Source organism: Dokdonella sp., assembly GCF_019634775.1.
In the GTDB taxonomy this organism is placed as follows: Bacteria; Pseudomonadota; Gammaproteobacteria; order Xanthomonadales; family Rhodanobacteraceae; genus Dokdonella.
Genome location: NZ_JAHCAS010000001.1, coordinates 557,342 through 573,578 on the forward strand (window position 1 = coordinate 557,342; position 16,237 = coordinate 573,578).

Sequence of the window (16,237 nt, forward strand, 5' to 3'; positions counted from 1 at the left end):
GTGTTCCCCATACTCCATCCAAGGTTCCACCACTATTCCCCATTCCCGGCTCTTCCATGAAACTCCTCGTCATCGGTTCCGGCGGCCGTGAACACGCCCTCGCCTGGAAGCTCGCGCAGTCGCCGCATGTCGGCGAGGTGATCGTTGCGCCGGGCAATGCGGGCACCGCGCGCGAACCGCGCGTACGCAATGCCGATGTCGCCGCGTCCGACATCGAGGGCCTGCTCACGCTCGCACTGGAAGAGGACGTCGCGCTGACCGTGGTCGGCCCGGAAGGGCCTCTGGTCGCCGGCATCGTCGACCGCTTCCGCGATGCCGGCCTGGCCTGCTTCGGCCCGCGCCGCATCGCCGCCCAGCTCGAGGGCTCGAAGGCCTTCGCCAAAGCCTTCCTCGAACGCCACAACATCCCGACCGCGCGCTACGCGGTGTTCACCGAAGTCGATGCAGCACTGGCCTACATACGCAAACACGGCGCACCGATCGTCATCAAGGCCGATGGCCTCGCCGCCGGCAAGGGCGTCGTCGTCGCCCTGACCCTGGGCGACGCCGAGCAGGCCGTACGCGACATGCTCGGCGCACATGCCCTCGGCGATGCCTCGGCGCGCGTCGTCATCGAAGAGTTCCTCGACGGCGAGGAGGCGAGCTACATCGTCATCGCCGACGGCACGCATGCGCTGCCGATGGCGACCAGCCAGGACCACAAGCGCGTCGGCGAGGCCGACACCGGCCCGAACACCGGCGGCATGGGCGCCTACTCACCGGCACCGGTGGTCACTCCCGAGGTCGAACGGCGCATCCTCGACGAAATCATCAACCCGACCCTCGCCGGCATGGCCGCCGAAGGCGCGCCGTTCATCGGCTTCCTCTACGCAGGACTGATGATCGGTCGCGACGGCGCGCCGAAGGTGATCGAGTTCAACGTGCGCTTCGGTGACCCGGAAACGCAACCGATCCTGCTGCGCCTGCGCTCGGACCTCGTCGAACTCGTCGAGGCCGCCTTGCAGGGCCGCCTCGACCGCGTCGATGCGCAATGGGATCCGCGTCCGGCGATCGGCGTGGTGATCGCCGCACAGGGCTATCCCGGCAAGGTGCGCACGGGCGATCCCATCGACGGCCTCGATGCGCCGCCCGGCGCGGACACGAAGCTGTTCCACGCCGGCACGCGCGTTTCCGACGGCAAGGTGCTCAGCGCCGGCGGCCGCGTGCTGACCGCCTGCGCGCTCGGCGACGACATCGCCCAGGCGCGCGAGCGCGCCTACGCCCTCGCCCGCTCGATCCGTTTTGAAGGTTGTTTCTTCCGCCGCGACATTGGTCATCGCGCGCTGGGGCGTAGCTAAGCTGGAGCGGGGAATCGAGAATGGGGAATGGTCAAGAGCAAGAAGCGAAGAGCTGAGCGGCTTTGACCATTCCCGATTCCCTATTCGCCATTCCCGACTCAGGAGTCCGCCATGTCCGTTTTCCTGCGTCCGCTCATCGCCATCATCGCCGGCCTCGTGGTCGGCAGCATCGTCAACATGGGCATCATCACCTTCGGCGGAAAACTGATTCCGCCACCGGCCGGCGCCGATGTCGCAACGATGGAAGGCCTCACCGCGACGATGCACCTGTTCGAGTCGAAGCATTTCCTCACGCCGTTCCTCGCGCATGCGCTCGGCACCTTCGTCGGCGCGCTGGTCGCCGCGCTGATCGCATCGAAGCGTCCGCTGATTCCGGCCTGCATCGTCGGCGGCCTGTTCCTGCTCGGCGGCATCGCCGCCGTGTTCATGCTGCCGGCGCCGGCCTGGTTCAATGCCACCGATTTGCTGCTCGCCTATGCACCGGCGACCTGGCTCGCCTTGAAGCTGGCGCAACGACGCCACCCCACGCGGGCCTGATCCACTCGGAGATGGCGCCATGTACACGACGATCCTGTTCCTGCACATCCTCGGCGCGACGATCTGGACCGGCGGTCATCTCGTGCTTGCGTTCAGCGTGCTGCCGGCGGCACTGAAGGCACGCGATCCGGCGCGCCTGCTCGCCTTCGAGAAGAGCTACGAGGGTCTCGGCATGAGCGCGCTGGCCGTGCAGGTGCTTACCGGCCTCTGGCTCGCCCACACGCTGCAACCGTCCATCGCCGACTGGTTCGCGCTGGCGTCGCCGCAGTCGAAACTGATCCTGCTCAAGCTCGGCCTGCTCCTGCTCACCGCGGCCACCGCGATCGACGCGCGCCTGCGCATCATCCCCAAGCTCGACGCGCGTACGCTGCCGAAAATGGCCGTGCGCATCGCCCTGGTCACGCTGTTCTCGGTGCTGTTCGTCGCCGCCGGCGTGTCGTTCCGCGGCGGGCTGCTGTTCGGGATGGTGTAACCACACCCTGCAGGAGCCCGTTCACGGGCGATGCTTTTTGATGCGATCCAAAGAAAGCATCGCCCCTGAAGGGGCTCCTACGAAAGCATGGAAGGCCGCAGGAGCGCATCCTGTGCGCGATCGTTCTTGTGTTGCGCCAATCGCGCTCAGGATGCGCTCCTGCACGGAAGCAAGTCGGGTGGTCAGGCTACGCGCCGGCGCCACGCGCGCAGCGGTGCGGCGGCGGTGTCGCGGCCGAGCAGGGTCGCGGCGACGTGCTCGCCGGATTCGCAGCCGCCTTCCATGAAGCCCTGGTTGTCGAACGAGCAATGCTCGCCGGCGAAATGCAGATCGCCGACCGGCATGCCGATCGCACCGCGCAGCGTGGTCCACTGGCCCGGGCGGAAGCAGGCGTAGCTGCCGAGCGACCAGGCATGACTCGGCCAGTGGAAGCGCGCTTCGCGCATGCCGGCGCGCGCCGCGGCGATGCCGGGCCAGATCGCTTCGAGTTGGTTGGCGGCGGTGTCGGCCTGCATGCGCGGCGTGCCTTCGCCGATGGCGATGCCGTGGCGGCCGCCGGTGAAGTTGGTGAGGATTCCCGCGGCGCCGCCCTGCATGCGGCTGGTTTCCCATGTGGTCTGCAACGGCAGGTCGGTGAAGCTGCTTGCCGTCATCGCGTGGCGCGTGCGCCAGACGCGCTCGCTGAAACCGATCATCAGCTTGGCGTTGGTGCCGTAGCCGAGTTCGTCGATCGCGCGCCGCTTGACCGCCGGCAGTTCGACATCGAGGCGCACGCGGCGCAGCGTGGTGAACGGGATCGCCAGCACGACGCGGCGCGCGCGCACTTCGACCGTGGCGCCGCCGCGCGCGAAGGCCAGCACATGCCTGCCATCGGCATTGAGGCGAACCGATTCGAGCACGTGGCCGGTGTGGATGGCGTCGTCGATACGCGCGGCCAGCGCGCTGGTGACGCGATCGTTGCCACCGCGTACGTGGTAGCGCTCGTCGCTCTCGCCGAAGATGCGGAAGTGGTCGAGGCCCGGATCGATGAAGTCGAGCAGGTTCAGCGCCGACTGCTCGTCGCATTCGAGGCCCATCTCGGTCGTGTAGGCGACTTCGATCAAACGACGCAGCCAGCCCGAGGCGCCGTTGCGGTCGAGCCAGCCGCTGATCGTTTCGCGGTCGAGCGCTTCGGTACCGCCCGGAGCGTCCCAAGTGATGTCGGCTTCGGGCAGGGTGTCGGCGTCGCGCGCGATCACTTCGGCGATCGGCGCGAAGGCGTGCAGGATTTCGGCTTCGTTGTAGCGGCGTCCGTCGCAGAACCAGACCTCGCCGTCGGCGGCGGTCGGATCCTGGGCGAGGTCGTCGAGTTCGAGGCCGAGTTCGGCGGCGAGCGCGTGCATGCGCACATGGCCGGTGTCGATAAGTTCACCACCGAGTTCGCAGACCTGGTTGTCGGCGAAATGGCCGCGCAGGCTGAGCATGCGTCCGCCGACACGCTCCTGCGCCTCGAACAGGCGCACGCGCACGCCGGCCTGGCGCAATCGCCATGCGCAGGCGAGGCCGGCGATGCCCGCTCCGACGATCACGACTTCATCGTCGTCCACCGGACGTGCGGGCACGCGCGCGCAGGCGGCCAATGCCAGGGTCGCCGCGGCAGCGCCGCCGGCGAGCACGCGCCGGCGCGAGGCATCGAAGCGCGCCGCGCGTTCTCGCTCGATCAGTTCATCCAGCGGCGCGCCGGTGGCGCGCGCGATCGCCGCCAGCCGGGCGCCACGACGCAGCAATCCCGCCCATGGAGTCCTCGCCATCGCCACACTCCCTCATGTGCTGTGGAGAACGCAGCATAGCCGAGGCCTGCCGCGCGCAACAAAGCATTGCCGGGTCGCCGCAGCCCCGTGGCCGCTGGCACCACCCTTTTTCGTGGAAGGGTGCGTACCCGGCACAACGCCGACAGGGGGATCCACCATGCGCCAGTCCATCTTCGTCACGAGCCTGCTCGTCCTGTTTGCCGTGGAAGCACAAGCCGCCACCTTCAACGTCACCCGCATCGACGATCCGGAACCTGATGCCTGCGTCCCCGCCGACTGCTCGCTGCGCGAAGCCGTGCTGGCTGCCAACGCCGCCGCCGGAGCCGACACCGTGGTGCTGCCGGCGGGCGTCTACACGCTGACGCGCGGCGTGCTGCCGAGGGTGGAAGGCCAGTCCATGCTGCTGCAGGGCGCCGGCTCGGGCCAGACTCGCATCACCTCAAACGAGATCACCGGCGTGACCCGGTTTCTCGGCGCGCGCACCAACGCCGAACTGGGCATCACCGGCCTGACCCTGGCGGTGCAAGGCGGCGCCGGCCTGACTGCGCTGGAAATCCTCAATTCGACACTGCTGGCAACCGACCTCGTCACCGAAGCCAGCGGTCGCATCGACATCGACGGCGGTTCGACCGCGACCTTCCGCAACGCCAGGCTCGAGCGCAGCCTCAACAACAGCGGAGCGCTGCTGGTCGAAGACAGCGAGCTGTTCAACGTGTATCAGAGCGGCAGCACGGCGCAGGCCACGCTGCGCCGGGTTCTGATCGACAAGCTGGACCCGGACTACGCTTTTCCTTCGAGCGTCCTGTTGACGACCGGTGTGATGACGATCGAGGATTCGACGGTCACCCACAGCTCGATCGCCGCCACCGGCGGGGCGCTGACCCTGCACCGCCTGCACTACCTCGACAACGGCTCGCCGGTGAGCATCCAGTCGGGCGCCAGCGTCGCCATCGACGACAGCCTGTTCGAGAACAACACTGCGCGCGCGCTTTTCCTCGACTCTCCGCAGTCCAGCTCGACCATCAGCGGCTCGACGTTCAGCAACAACCGCACGAACAGCGAGTTCGGTGGTGGCGCCCTCTACGTGGGCACCGGGACCACACTCGACATCCGCAACAGCACGTTCGCCGGCAACACCTTCGAGACAGGCATACCCGCCGGCACGCGCGGCGCGGCGATCGGCTTCGCCGGCAACGACGCGCAGCTGACCCTGCGCCACGTCACCATCGTGCCGCCGACAGCCGTGCCCTCCGGCATCCACGGCACCGCCATCGGCGGCTCCGGCAACACGGCCACGCTCAAGATATTCAACTCCATCGTGCGCGGCACCTGCGCGCTGGAGGCCGGCGTCCTGCAAGGCATCTCCCGCGGCAACATCGAAAACCCCAACAACACCTGCGGACTGAACACGGCGACCAATCAGGTCAGCGTCACCAACGCCGCGCTTGCCCTCGGCACGCTGGCCGATCACGGCGGCCCCACGCCAACGTATTCCCTGAACGAGGGCAGCGTCGCCATCGACAACGCCCATGTCCTCTACTACCTGTCCCTCGACCAGCGCGGCTATTCGCGCTCCGGCCCGAGCACCAGCGACATCGGCGCCTACGAATTCGGCGCGACGATCGAGCGGCTGTTCGCCGATGGCTTTGACGGGTGAGGCGCGAGCCTCGACGAACCTCCTTGCTCGCTCGTCCCGGCGCAGTCCGGGGCGACGAACTTTGACACGCTTTCAGGGCTATCCACGACTCCTTGGCCGCCGTCACCGCGGTTTTTCGTGGAGTGAAGGGCAACCCGACACGCTGCCGACAGCGAGGCCCCCCATGCGCCCGTCCACCGTCTTGATCCTGCTCACTCTGCTCGCGCTGGATGCCGGTGCGGAGACCATCACCGTCAACCGCACCGACGACCCCGCCCCCCGTCCCTGCATAAATGACGCCTGCCGCATCGAAGGCTGCGAACCTGTCGCCTGCTCGCTGCGCGAGGCGATGCTGACGGCCACTGTCAACGGCGCCGCGGACAACACCATCGTGCTGCCGGCCGGCGACTACACGCTGACCCGCGGCGTGCTGCCCGCCATGAACGGCCAAGACCTGCACATCCAGGGGGCCGGCTCGGCGCAGACCCTCATCGCCCTGGACGCAGGACATTCGGGGGGCATCATGCTCAAGACGGGCCTCAACAGCCAACTGCGCCTCACCGGCATCAGCCTCAAGGCGGGGGGCAATCCCGAGTGGGCATTGATGATTTCGAATTCGGCGTTTTCGGCGGACGACATCGTCATCGATGCCGGCTCGGTCCTCATCTCGGACTCCACCGCGACCCTGCGCAATGCCGTCGTGCGGCGGATGTTCAGGAACACCGGCACAACGCTGATAGAAGACAGCGCCTTGCACAGGGTGCACCAACCGAGGGTCGACTTCCCCGCCGTTCCCGTGCAGCTCACCCTGCGCCGAACCCTGGTCGACGACGCGATCTTCCCGGACGCTCCCTTCAGCTCCAACTTCGAACTGCGCGGCGGCACGATGACCATCGAGGATTCGACGATCACGCGCAGCAGCATGCTCGTCGACAAAATGCTGCTGACGCTGCGCCGCGTGCACTACGTCGACAACGCGGGACCGGTCAGCAGCTACGGCGGGACCACCATCGTCATCGAAGACAGCCTGTTCGAGAACAACACCAACCTGGCGCTGTTTGGTCAACTCGCACTGAATGGCGACGGCAGCCACTGGACCATCCGTGGATCGACGTTCCGCAACAACCGCTCGAGCAGGAGCGTCGTTGGCGCCGTCTACATGGCGGACGGAACGACACTCGACATCCGCAACAGCACGTTCGCGGGCAACAGCTTCTCTCTCGACGCGCCCGCTGGCGCACGCGGCGCGGCGATCGGCTTCAACGGCAACGCACAGGTTGCGCTGCGCCACGTCACCATCGTCCCTCCGGCCGTGATGCCCATCGGCACCACCGGCAGCGCCATCGGCGGCACCGGCACCACGGCCACGGTCGGCATCTACAACTCCATCGTGCGCGGCACCTGCGCGCTGGAGGCCGGCGTGCTGCAAGGCGTCTCCCGCGGCAACATCGAAAGCCCCGGCAACACCTGCGGACTGAGCGCGGCGACCAATCAGGTCAGCGTCACCAACGCCGCGCTTGCCCTCGGCACGCTGGCCGATCACGGCGGCCCCACGCCGACCTATTCCCTCAACCCCGGCAGTGTCGCCATCGACAATGCCAACACCCTGTACTACCTGCACACCGACCAGCGCGGCTACCTGCGCTCCGGTGCCAATACCAGCGACATCGGCGCCTTCGAGCACGACGGCATCGACCGCATCTTCAAGAACGGGTTTGATGGGTGAGCGGGTTTGATGGGTGAGGATGCCTTCGGCCGAAAATCCCTACCCCAGCGCAGCGAGGGAAGGTGCAAATAGTTCGGAGCATGGCCACGCAAGAGGCCACAACACGTCGCCGACGACCATCCTTCCCCGTCGCGCACAGACGCGATCTAATGGCGGCAACTCGCCGACGGGATTGCCGCCATGAAACCGCTATCGATCGTCGTCCTCGGGGGCACCGGCTTCGTCGGCCGCCGGCTCGTGCCGCGCCTGCATGCCGATGGCCATCGGATCCGCGTGCTCTCGCGCAACCGCGAGCGGCGCCGCGAACTCGGTGTGTTGCCACGGGTATGCGTCGAGAACTGCGACGTGCACGACCGCGCCGCGCTCAAGCGGCATCTGGCCGGTGCCGATGCGGCGATCAACCTGGTCGGCATCCTCAACGAGCGCGGCAGCGACGGCAGTGGCTTCCGCAAGGCCCATGTCGAGCTCACCGCCACGCTGATCGCCGCCTGCAAGGCGACCGGCGTGCACCGCCTGCTGCAGATGAGCGCGCTGCGCGCCGGCGAAGGCGCCAGCCACTACCTGCACACCCGCGGCGAGGCCGAAGCGCGTGTGCGCGCCTCGCACCTGGCGTGGACGATCTTCCGCCCGTCGGTGATCTTCGGTCCCGGCGACGGCCTGTTCTGCCGCTTCGCCGAGCTGCTGCGCAAGGCGCCGGTGCTGCCGATCGCGCGCGCCGGGGCGCGCTTCGCACCGGTGTACGTGGGCGATGTCGCAGAGGCTTTCGCGCGCGCGCTCGTGCATCCGCACACGACCGGTCACACCTACGAACTGATCGGCCCGCGCGTCGTCACCCTGCGCGAGATCGTGCGCTGGACCGGCCATCTGAGCGGCCATCGCCGTCCCGTCATCGGCCTGCCCGACGCACTCGGCGCCATGCAGGCACGCATCGGCGAATGGCTGCCCGGCAAGCCGATCTCGCGTGACAACTTCCGTTCGCTGCGGCTCGACTCCATCGGTGACAAGGATGGCCTCGGCCAGCTCGGCATCGTCGCCACACCGATGGAACTCATCGTGCCGGCCATGCTCGGTGCCGATCGGCGTGAAGCCGAGCTGGCGCGTTACCGCGCAACGCATCGCGGCTGAGCGGCCGCGGCGCTCTGGCACAATCAGGCGATGAAGACCTATCTCGTCGGCGGCGCGGTGCGCGATCGCCTGCTTGGCCGCACCGTCAACGACCGCGATTTCGTCGTCGTCGGCAGCACGCCCGAGGCCATGCTCGCGGCCGGCTACCGTCCGGTCGGCAAGGATTTTCCAGTGTTCCTGCACCCGCAAACGCAGGATGAGTACGCGCTCGCGCGCACCGAACGCAAGAGCGGGCGCGGCTACCATGGTTTCAGTGTCGTCGCCGATCCGTCGGTGACGCTCGAGGACGACCTCGCCCGGCGCGACCTGACCATCAATGCGATGGCCGAGGATGCCGACGGCCAGTTGGTCGACCCCTGGGGTGGTGCGCGCGACCTTGCCGACCGCGTGCTGCGTCATGTCTCGCCGGCCTTCGTCGAAGACCCGGTGCGCGTGCTGCGCGTGGCGCGATTCCTCGCCCGCTACGCACCGCTAGGCTTCACCATCGCCGACGAGACGCTCGCGCTGATGCGCACGATAGTCGACGACGGTGAAGTCGACCACCTGGTGCCCGAGCGCGTCTGGGCGGAGACGCGCAAGGCGCTCGCCGAGCCGCAACCCTCGGCCTTCCTGCAGGCCCTGCGCGCCTGCGGTGCGTTGCGCGTGCTGTTTCCCGAAGTCGATGCACTGTACGGCGTGCCGCAGCGCGCCGAGTTCCATCCCGAGGTCGATACCGGCGTACACGTCGAGATGGTTCTCGACATGGCCGCGCGCCTGGCGCCAGGCGACGACCTGGTCGGCTGGTGCGCGCTCGTGCACGACCTCGGCAAGGCGCTGACGCCGAAGGTCGAGTTGCCGAGGCACGTCATGCACGAGGAGCGCGGCGTCGCTGCGGTGCGGGCGATCTCGCAGCGCCTGCGCGTGCCGGCCGAGCACGCCACACTGGCCGAACTGTGCTGCCGCCTGCATCTGCTCGCGCACCGTGCCGCCGAACTGAGGCCATCGACCATGCTCGAACTGTTCGAGAAGCTCGACGCCTTCCGCAAACCGCAGCGGGTCGAACAGTTCCTGCTCGTCTGCGAAGCCGACAAGCGCGGCCGCCTCGGCCTGTCCGAATCGGACTATCCGTCCGGTCCGCTGCTGCGCGACGCCTTTGCCGCCGCCTGCACGATCAAGGCCGCACCGTTCGTCAGCGCCGGCCTCGAGGGTCCGGCCATCGCCGTGGCGATGCGCAAGGAGCGCGTCAAGGCGATTGCCGCCATTCCGCGCGGGTAGAAAACGGCTGTAGGAAACGGCTTCAGCCGTGATGCCTTGTCTGTACAACCTCACAAAAAGCATCACGGCTAAAGCCGTTTCCTACGGGTCGACGCAAGATTGCGGCAACGCGTTCCGCGCACAATCGCTTTACCGCGACGCCGGCACATACCCGAGAAAATCCAACCCCGCCTGCAGCATCGCCAGCGTGCCCGTGCGCAACGCACCTTCGTCGACGAAGAAGCGCGGCGAATGGTTGCTCGGCGCGGTATCGGGATCCTGGCCCTCTGGCGTGGCACCGAAGAAGAAATAGACGCTCGGCGCACCGGCGCCGATGGCGAGGTGCGGGAAGTCCTCGGAGGCAGTCCAGCGCTTTGCTTCGATGACCTTGTCCTTGCCGATCGCGTTCTCGATGCTGGCGCGGCCGCCTCGGCCTGTCCGAATCGGACTATCCGTCCGGTCCGCTGCTGCGCGACGCCTTTGCCGCCGCCTGCACGATCAAGGCCGCACCGTTCGTCAGCGCCGGCCTCGAGGGTCCGGCCATCGCCGTGGCGATGCGCAAGGAGCGCGTCAAGGCGATTGCCGCCATTGCGCGCGGGTAGAAAACGGCTGTAGGAAACGGCTTCAGCCGTGATGCCTTGTCTGTACAACCTCACAAAAAGCATCACGGCTAAAGCCGTTTCCTACGGGTCGACGCAAGATTGCGGCAACGCGTTCCGCGCACAATCGCTTTACCGCGACGCCGGCACATACCCGAGAAAATCCAACCCCGCCTGCAGCATCGCCAGCGTGCCCGTGCGCAACGCACCTTCGTCGACGAAGAAGCGCGGCGAATGGTTGCTCGGCGCGGTATCGGGATCCTGGCCCTCTGGCGTGGCACCGAAGAAGAAATAGACGCTCGGCGCACCGGCGCCGATGGCGAGGTGCGGGAAGTCCTCGGAGGCAGTCCAGCGCTTTGCTTCGATGACCTTGTCCTTGCCGATCGCGTTCTCGATGCTGGCGCGCACGCGCGCGGTCAGGGCCGGATCGTTGTAGTTGACCGGGTTGCTGCCGGGTACGACCGGGATCTCGGCTTCGATCGTCGCCCCGTGCGCGGCGGCGACGTGTTCGGCGACGTTGCGCAGATCGGCCAGGGCCTGCTCGCGCATCGCGCTGTCGAAGGTGCGCACGGTGCCGTGCAGTTCGGCGCTGTCGGGCACGATGTTGAAGCGCTGGCCGCCGTTGAAGATGCCGAAAGTGACGACGGCCGGTTCCTTGTTGATGTCGAGGCGGCGGCTGACGATGGCCTGCGCCGAGGTGACGATTTCGGCGCCGGCGACGATCGGATCGATGCCACGCCACGGCGTCGCGCCGTGGCTCTGGCGACCCCGGATGGTCAGGCGGAAGGTATCCGAGCTGGCCATCATGCCGCCGGCACGCAGGGCGACCGTACCGACCGGATAGGCGCTGGTCACGTGCATGCCGAGCACGGCGTCCGGCTTGAAATCCTTGAACACGCCTTGCTCGACCATCAGCGGCGCGCCGCCGGTCTCGCCGGGCGGCGAGCCTTCCTCGGCGGGCTGGAAGATCAGCATGACCGAGCCGGGCAGGTCCTTGCGGATCGCGGCAAGCGCGCTGGCGACACCGAGCGTGGTCGCGGTATGCACATCGTGGCCGCAAGCGTGCATGACGCCGACCGTCTTGCCGAGGTATTCGCCTTTCGCCTTCGAGGCGAACGGCAGGTCGACTTCCTCGGTGACCGGCAAGCCGTCCATGTCGGCGCGGATCGCGAGCTTCGGGCCGGGCTTGCCGCCTTCGAGGATGCCGACCACGCCGGTATGCGCGATGCCGGTGCGTACCGCGTAGCCGAGCTTCTTCAACTCGGCGGCGACGATGCTCGCGGTGCGCGTCTCGCGGTTGCTCAATTCAGGGTGCTGGTGGAAGTCGCGGCGCAGTTCGGTGATGCGCGCGAGGCGCGCATCGACAAGGGTGGATGCCTCATCGGCCGCCATCGCCGCGGCAGCGGCCAACATGGCGACCAGCGCGGCGGCGGATTTCATTGACATGCGCGTCTCCCGTGGGCGTGGTGAACGCAGTCAAGCGCATGCGCGTGCGCGACGCAAGGCGACCACGCCAGCCGCATATGACTGCGCGGGATCTATCCCAGTGCGAACCCCCGGTTCGAAGCCGGCGCGAGGCGCGCGCCGCAGTCGGTTCCACGGAGCGATTGCGGCGACGTCGTCGCCACACTGGTGACCGAACCGGGTTGCCGGCCGCGCTCAGGCTTAAGCGTTGTTCGCGGCCCGCCTCATCCGCGGAAGGCGCGCCGCCGATGCCGACTCAAGCGAGATGTTCGCGGGCCATGTATTCCTCGCTCTGCATCTCGATCAGGCGTGACTCGGTTCGCGCGAACACCGCGCGCAGGCGGCGGCCGTCATAGAGCTCGATGATCGGCACGGCGGCCGACAGCACGAGGTTGACGCCGCGGTCGTACAGCTCGTCGACCAGTTCGACGAAACGCTGCGCGGCGTCTTCGGTCTGCGGAGTGAACTCGGGCACGCCCGAGACGAGGATCGTGTGGTAGCTGCGCGCAAGTTCGATGTAGTCTGCGACACCACGCGGACCATCGCAGAGCGCGGCGAAGTCGAACCAGATCACGCCGTCGGCTTCACGGCGCACATCGATCGGGCGCTCGTTGAGCGTCATCGTGAAGCACTCGCGCTCGGCACCGCGCGCGACACGATGGAAGGTCGCCAGCATCGCACGCTCCGCACGCATGTCGGGCGGCACGTGGTAGACCGGCGCCTGACGCAGCGCGCGCAGCCGCCAGTCGGTCGCCGAAACCAGTTCGACGACTTCGCAGTGCCGCTCGATCAAGGCGATCGCCGGCAGGAAGCGCTCGCGCTGCAGGCCGTCCCGGTAGAGGTTCGGCGGCGCCGTGTTCGAGGTGGTGACAAGGACCACGCCATCGGCGAACAAGGCCCTCAGCAGGTTGCCGAGGATCATCGCGTCACCGATGTCGAGCACGAAGAATTCGTCGAGGCAGAGCACGCGCGACTCGGCGGCGATGCGCGCGGCGACCGCGACCAGCGGATCGCTGTGGCCACTGAGCGTGCGCAGTTCGGCGTGAATGCCCCGCATGAAGCGATGGAAGTGCACGCGGCGCTTGTTCGGCGTCGGCAACGACTCGAAGAACAGGTCCATCAGGAAGGTCTTGCCGCGACCGACGCTGCCCCACAGATACAAGCCGCGCGGCGACGGCGAACGCTGGCCACGCAGACGCTGCCACAGGCTCGGCGGCGTCAACGCAGCCAGTTCGGCGTGGATGCGGTCGAGTGCGACCAGCACCGGCGCCTGTGCCGAATCGGCCTGCCACTCACCCGCGGCGACACCGCGCGCATAGCGCGCGCCCGGACTTTCGTGGCGGTTCATGCGGGCGCGCGCGGCGGCGGCAGGTGTGCGCGCATGGCGTTCTTGATCGCCCCGCGCAGATCCATCAGGCGGCGATGGAAGAAATGCGAGGTCTCCGGCATGCGCACCAGCTGCGGCGGATGCGGCAGCGTCGCGACCCAGGCAAACACCGCGGACGGATCGACAATTTCGTCCTCTTCGCCCTGCACGACCAGCCATGGGCAATCAGGCAGCTCGATCGTGTCGAAATCCCAGCGCCCGACCGGCGGTGCGACCGAGATCAAGGCCGCCGCACCGAGGCGCTTCGCCGCGGCGAGCGCGACATAGCTGCCAAACGAGAAACCGGCCAACCACAGCGCATCGCCTGGGCTGGCGCGGCGCGCCCACTCGACCACCGCAACGAGATCGTCGACTTCACCACGCCCTTCGTCGTGCACGCCCTCGGAATGACCGACACCACGGAAATTGAAACGCACGCAGGCGAGACCGAGCTCACCGAGCGCACGCTCGACGATGGTCACGACCTTGTTGTGCATGGTGCCGCCATGCAGCGGATGCGGATGGCAGATCACGGCCACGCCGCGCACCGGCGTACAGTCGGCATCGGCAGGCGTCGCCACGACTTCGAGTGCACCGACCGGACCGGGCAGCAGGAAGGCGGTGTGTTCGATGGGAAAAGTGGGTGGTGGGGTGGTGGGGACGGGCGGCATGGCGCTGATGATACGGCGGAGAAAGGGGCGAGGGCTCGACAATCGAACATCATCGCGCGAGGGAACGTTGTACGGCGATCTTTTGTAGCACCATTGCGAGCTCGTTCCAGCCTGCGCGTATCGAGCCCTCGCCCCTGGCCCCTGCCCAGTCCCTCCGATGAACCACCTCGCCCACGCCCTCCTCTCCGGACCCGATCCCGAACTCATGCTCGGCGGGCTGATGGGCGACTTCGTGCATGGCCGCGTCGATCCGGCCCTGCCCGACGGACTGCGCCGCGGCATTGCCCTGCATCGCGCGATCGACAGCCATACCGACGCACACCCGACGCTTGTCGCATTGCGGGAGCGTTTCGAGCCACCGTTCCGGCGCTACGCCGGCATCGTCATCGACATCTGGTTCGACCACCTGCTCGCCCGCGGGTTCGCCCACTGGAGCAACGAGCCGCTGGCGGCGTACTCGCGGCGCATCCACGACGTGATCGACGCCGCGCCGGTACCACTGCCGGAGCGCATGCGCGCGTTCGTGCGCTACATGCGCGCACACGGCCTGCCGGCTGCCTACACCGACCGCATGCTCGTCGCGCGCGTGTTCGCCGGTGTCAGCTCGCGCCTGCGCCACGCGAACCCGCTGGACCGGGTGATGCCCGAAGTCGAGCGGCTCGAGGATGCGCTCGAAGAATCCTTCCTCGCGTTTTTCCCGCAACTCGTCGAGTTCGCCGAAACCTGGCGCGCGCAAACTCTTCCGCCGTAGGAACGCACCCTGTACTCGATCCTCGCACCATCACCGAAAGGCAATCGCGCACAGGGTGGGCTCCTGCGATGATGGGGGATGCACGCAGGCGGCCCCTGAACACCCCGACTCCGCGCACGCGCTCGCCAGGCTTCAACTCTCGTAGGCGGACTCGCCGTGGCTGGCGATGTCGAGTCCCTCGCGCTCCTCGTCCTCGCCGACCCGCAGTCCGCCGACGACCCGCTTGACGATGAACAGGGCGATGACCGTCACTACCGCGCACCAGAGGATGGTGAACAGCACGCTTACGACCTGCACCGCGACCTGCCCGCCGATCGAGTAACCCGCCTCCTTGACGCCACCGAGCGACGGCGCGGCGAACACGCCGGTCAGGATCGCGCCGACGATGCCGCCGATGCCGTGCACGCCGAATACGTCGAGGCTGTCGTCTGCTCCGAGCCGGCGCTTGAGGCCGGTGACGCCCCAGACGCAGACCGCCCCGGCGACGAAACCGATGGCGATGCCGCCGAGCGGGCCGACGAACCCGGCTGCCGGCGTGATGCCGACCAGGCCCGCGATGGCGCCGGAGGCCGCGCCCAGTGCGGACGGCTTGCCCTTGGTGAAGGCCTCGACCAGCGACCAGCCGACCACCGCCGCGGCAGTCGCCACCAGGGTATTGATGAAGGCCAATGAAGCCAGCGCATCCGCCGCCAGCGCCGAACCGGCGTTGAAGCCGAACCAGCCGACCCACAACAAGGCCGCGCCGATCACGGTAAACGGCACGCTGTGCGGTTTGATCGCTTCCCTGCCGTAGCCCAGGCGCCTGCCGAGGAACGCGGCGCCGATCAGGCCGGCAACGCCGGCATTGATGTGCACCACAGTACCGCCGGCGAAATCGAGCGCACCTTCCGCGCCGGCGAGTTCAATCCCGGCAAGGTAGCCGCCACCCCAGACGATGTGCGCCATAGGCAGGTAGGCGAACGTGAACCACAGGATCGAGAACAGCATGACCGCGCCGAACCTCATGCGTTCGGCGAACGAGCCGACGATGAGCGCGGTGGTGATGCCGGCGAAAGTCGACTGGAAGGCGACGAACAGGAACTCCGGCAGTCCGTTCGTGACCGAGTCCGCACCGATGCCCCGCAGGAACGCCTTTTCGACGAACGAACCGAAGAACGGATTGCCCGCGGTGAACACCGCACTGTAGCCATAGGCAACCCACAGGATCACGGCCACGCAGAACACCAGCAGCACCTGCATGAACACGGACAGCACGTTCTTGGCACGCACCATGCCACCGTAGAACATCGCCAGACCCGGCACGACCATCAGCAGCACCAGGAAGGTCGAGGTCATCATCCAGGCCACGTTGCCGCTGTCGGGAAGCGCGGCCGCGACCGCCTCCGCCGCAAGTGCAGCCGGCGGCGCTTCGAGTGCGGCATCCTGGGCCGCGACGCGGCCCGCCGCGCCCATCATCAGCAGGCCGGACGCGATGATGGACGACGCATGAAAGCGCTGTTCGCAGCGCGACGACATCGACTCGTTCATGGC

13 protein-coding genes are annotated in these 16,237 nt (G+C 67.7%); 8 read left to right on the forward strand and 5 right to left on the reverse strand.

Annotation, left to right across the window (positions count from 1 at the left end; genetic code table 11):
- Positions 1-56 precede the first annotated feature (56 nt).
- The 3 genes from purD (at position 57) to KF907_RS02400 (ending at position 2,346) form a co-directional block, all read left to right on the forward strand.
- Positions 57-1,337 (forward strand): phosphoribosylamine--glycine ligase, encoded by a 1,281-nt coding sequence (gene purD, locus KF907_RS02390; RefSeq protein WP_291217793.1) that lies wholly within the window; start codon positions 57-59, stop codon positions 1,335-1,337.
- Between the two features lie 111 nt (positions 1,338-1,448).
- Entirely contained in the window at positions 1,449-1,874 is a 426-nt protein-coding gene (locus tag KF907_RS02395; RefSeq protein ID WP_291217795.1) for a hypothetical protein, read from the forward strand.
- A 19-nt stretch (positions 1,875-1,893) separates the two neighbouring features.
- Positions 1,894-2,346, forward strand: coding sequence for a CopD family protein (locus KF907_RS02400; RefSeq protein WP_291217797.1), 453 nt, complete (start codon positions 1,894-1,896; stop codon positions 2,344-2,346).
- Positions 2,347-2,528: 182 nt separating this feature from the next.
- Here the strand turns inward: KF907_RS02400 and KF907_RS02405 are convergent, their stop codons facing one another.
- Positions 2,529-4,136 carry a flavin monoamine oxidase family protein gene (locus KF907_RS02405; RefSeq protein ID WP_291217799.1) on the reverse strand — a complete coding sequence of 536 codons (1,608 nt, stop codon included), beginning with the start codon at positions 4,134-4,136 and terminating at the stop codon, positions 2,529-2,531.
- A 157-nt stretch (positions 4,137-4,293) separates the two neighbouring features.
- On the opposite strand from KF907_RS02405, the gene KF907_RS02410 reads away from it, so the two are divergent.
- The 4 genes from KF907_RS02410 to KF907_RS02425 all read left to right on the forward strand — a co-directional run bounded on the left by KF907_RS02410 (position 4,294) and on the right by KF907_RS02425 (position 9,877).
- Positions 4,294-5,793 (forward strand): right-handed parallel beta-helix repeat-containing protein, encoded by a 1,500-nt coding sequence (locus KF907_RS02410; protein WP_291217801.1) that lies wholly within the window; start codon positions 4,294-4,296, stop codon positions 5,791-5,793.
- The gene (locus KF907_RS02415) at positions 5,783-7,498 is read left to right on the forward strand and encodes a choice-of-anchor Q domain-containing protein (protein WP_291217803.1); all 1,716 of its coding nucleotides are present in this window, start codon (positions 5,783-5,785) and stop codon (positions 7,496-7,498) included. The genes KF907_RS02410 and KF907_RS02415 overlap by 11 nt, the downstream gene beginning before the upstream one ends.
- A 180-nt stretch (positions 7,499-7,678) precedes the next feature.
- Positions 7,679-8,623, forward strand: coding sequence for a complex I NDUFA9 subunit family protein (locus KF907_RS02420; protein WP_291217805.1), 945 nt, complete (start codon positions 7,679-7,681; stop codon positions 8,621-8,623).
- 30 nt (positions 8,624-8,653) lie between these two features.
- Entirely contained in the window at positions 8,654-9,877 is a 1,224-nt protein-coding gene (locus tag KF907_RS02425; RefSeq protein ID WP_291217807.1) for a multifunctional CCA addition/repair protein, read from the forward strand.
- 710 nt (positions 9,878-10,587) lie between these two features.
- Here KF907_RS02425 and KF907_RS02430 read toward each other — a convergent pair.
- The 3 genes from KF907_RS02430 to KF907_RS02440 form a co-directional block, all read right to left on the reverse strand.
- A complete protein-coding gene (locus KF907_RS02430) occupies positions 10,588-11,901 on the reverse strand; it encodes an amidohydrolase (RefSeq protein ID WP_291217809.1) in 1,314 nt (437 codons plus the stop codon).
- Positions 11,902-12,175: 274 nt separating this feature from the next.
- On the reverse strand, positions 12,176-13,267 hold the full coding sequence (gene zapE / locus KF907_RS02435; RefSeq protein WP_291217811.1) for a cell division protein ZapE: 1,092 nt from the start codon (positions 13,265-13,267) through the stop codon (positions 12,176-12,178).
- Positions 13,264-13,956 (reverse strand): alpha/beta hydrolase, encoded by a 693-nt coding sequence (locus KF907_RS02440; protein ID WP_291217812.1) that lies wholly within the window; start codon positions 13,954-13,956, stop codon positions 13,264-13,266. The genes zapE and KF907_RS02440 overlap by 4 nt, the downstream gene beginning before the upstream one ends.
- Before the next feature lie 157 nt (positions 13,957-14,113).
- Between KF907_RS02440 and KF907_RS02445 the strand changes: the two genes are divergently transcribed.
- Entirely contained in the window at positions 14,114-14,707 is a 594-nt protein-coding gene (locus KF907_RS02445) for an acyl carrier protein phosphodiesterase (protein ID WP_291217814.1), read from the forward strand.
- A 132-nt stretch (positions 14,708-14,839) separates the two neighbouring features.
- Here the strand turns inward: KF907_RS02445 and KF907_RS02450 are convergent, their stop codons facing one another.
- Positions 14,840-16,234 (reverse strand): ammonium transporter, encoded by a 1,395-nt coding sequence (locus KF907_RS02450; RefSeq protein ID WP_472843819.1) that lies wholly within the window; start codon positions 16,232-16,234, stop codon positions 14,840-14,842.
- Between the last annotated feature and the right edge of the window lie 3 nt (positions 16,235-16,237).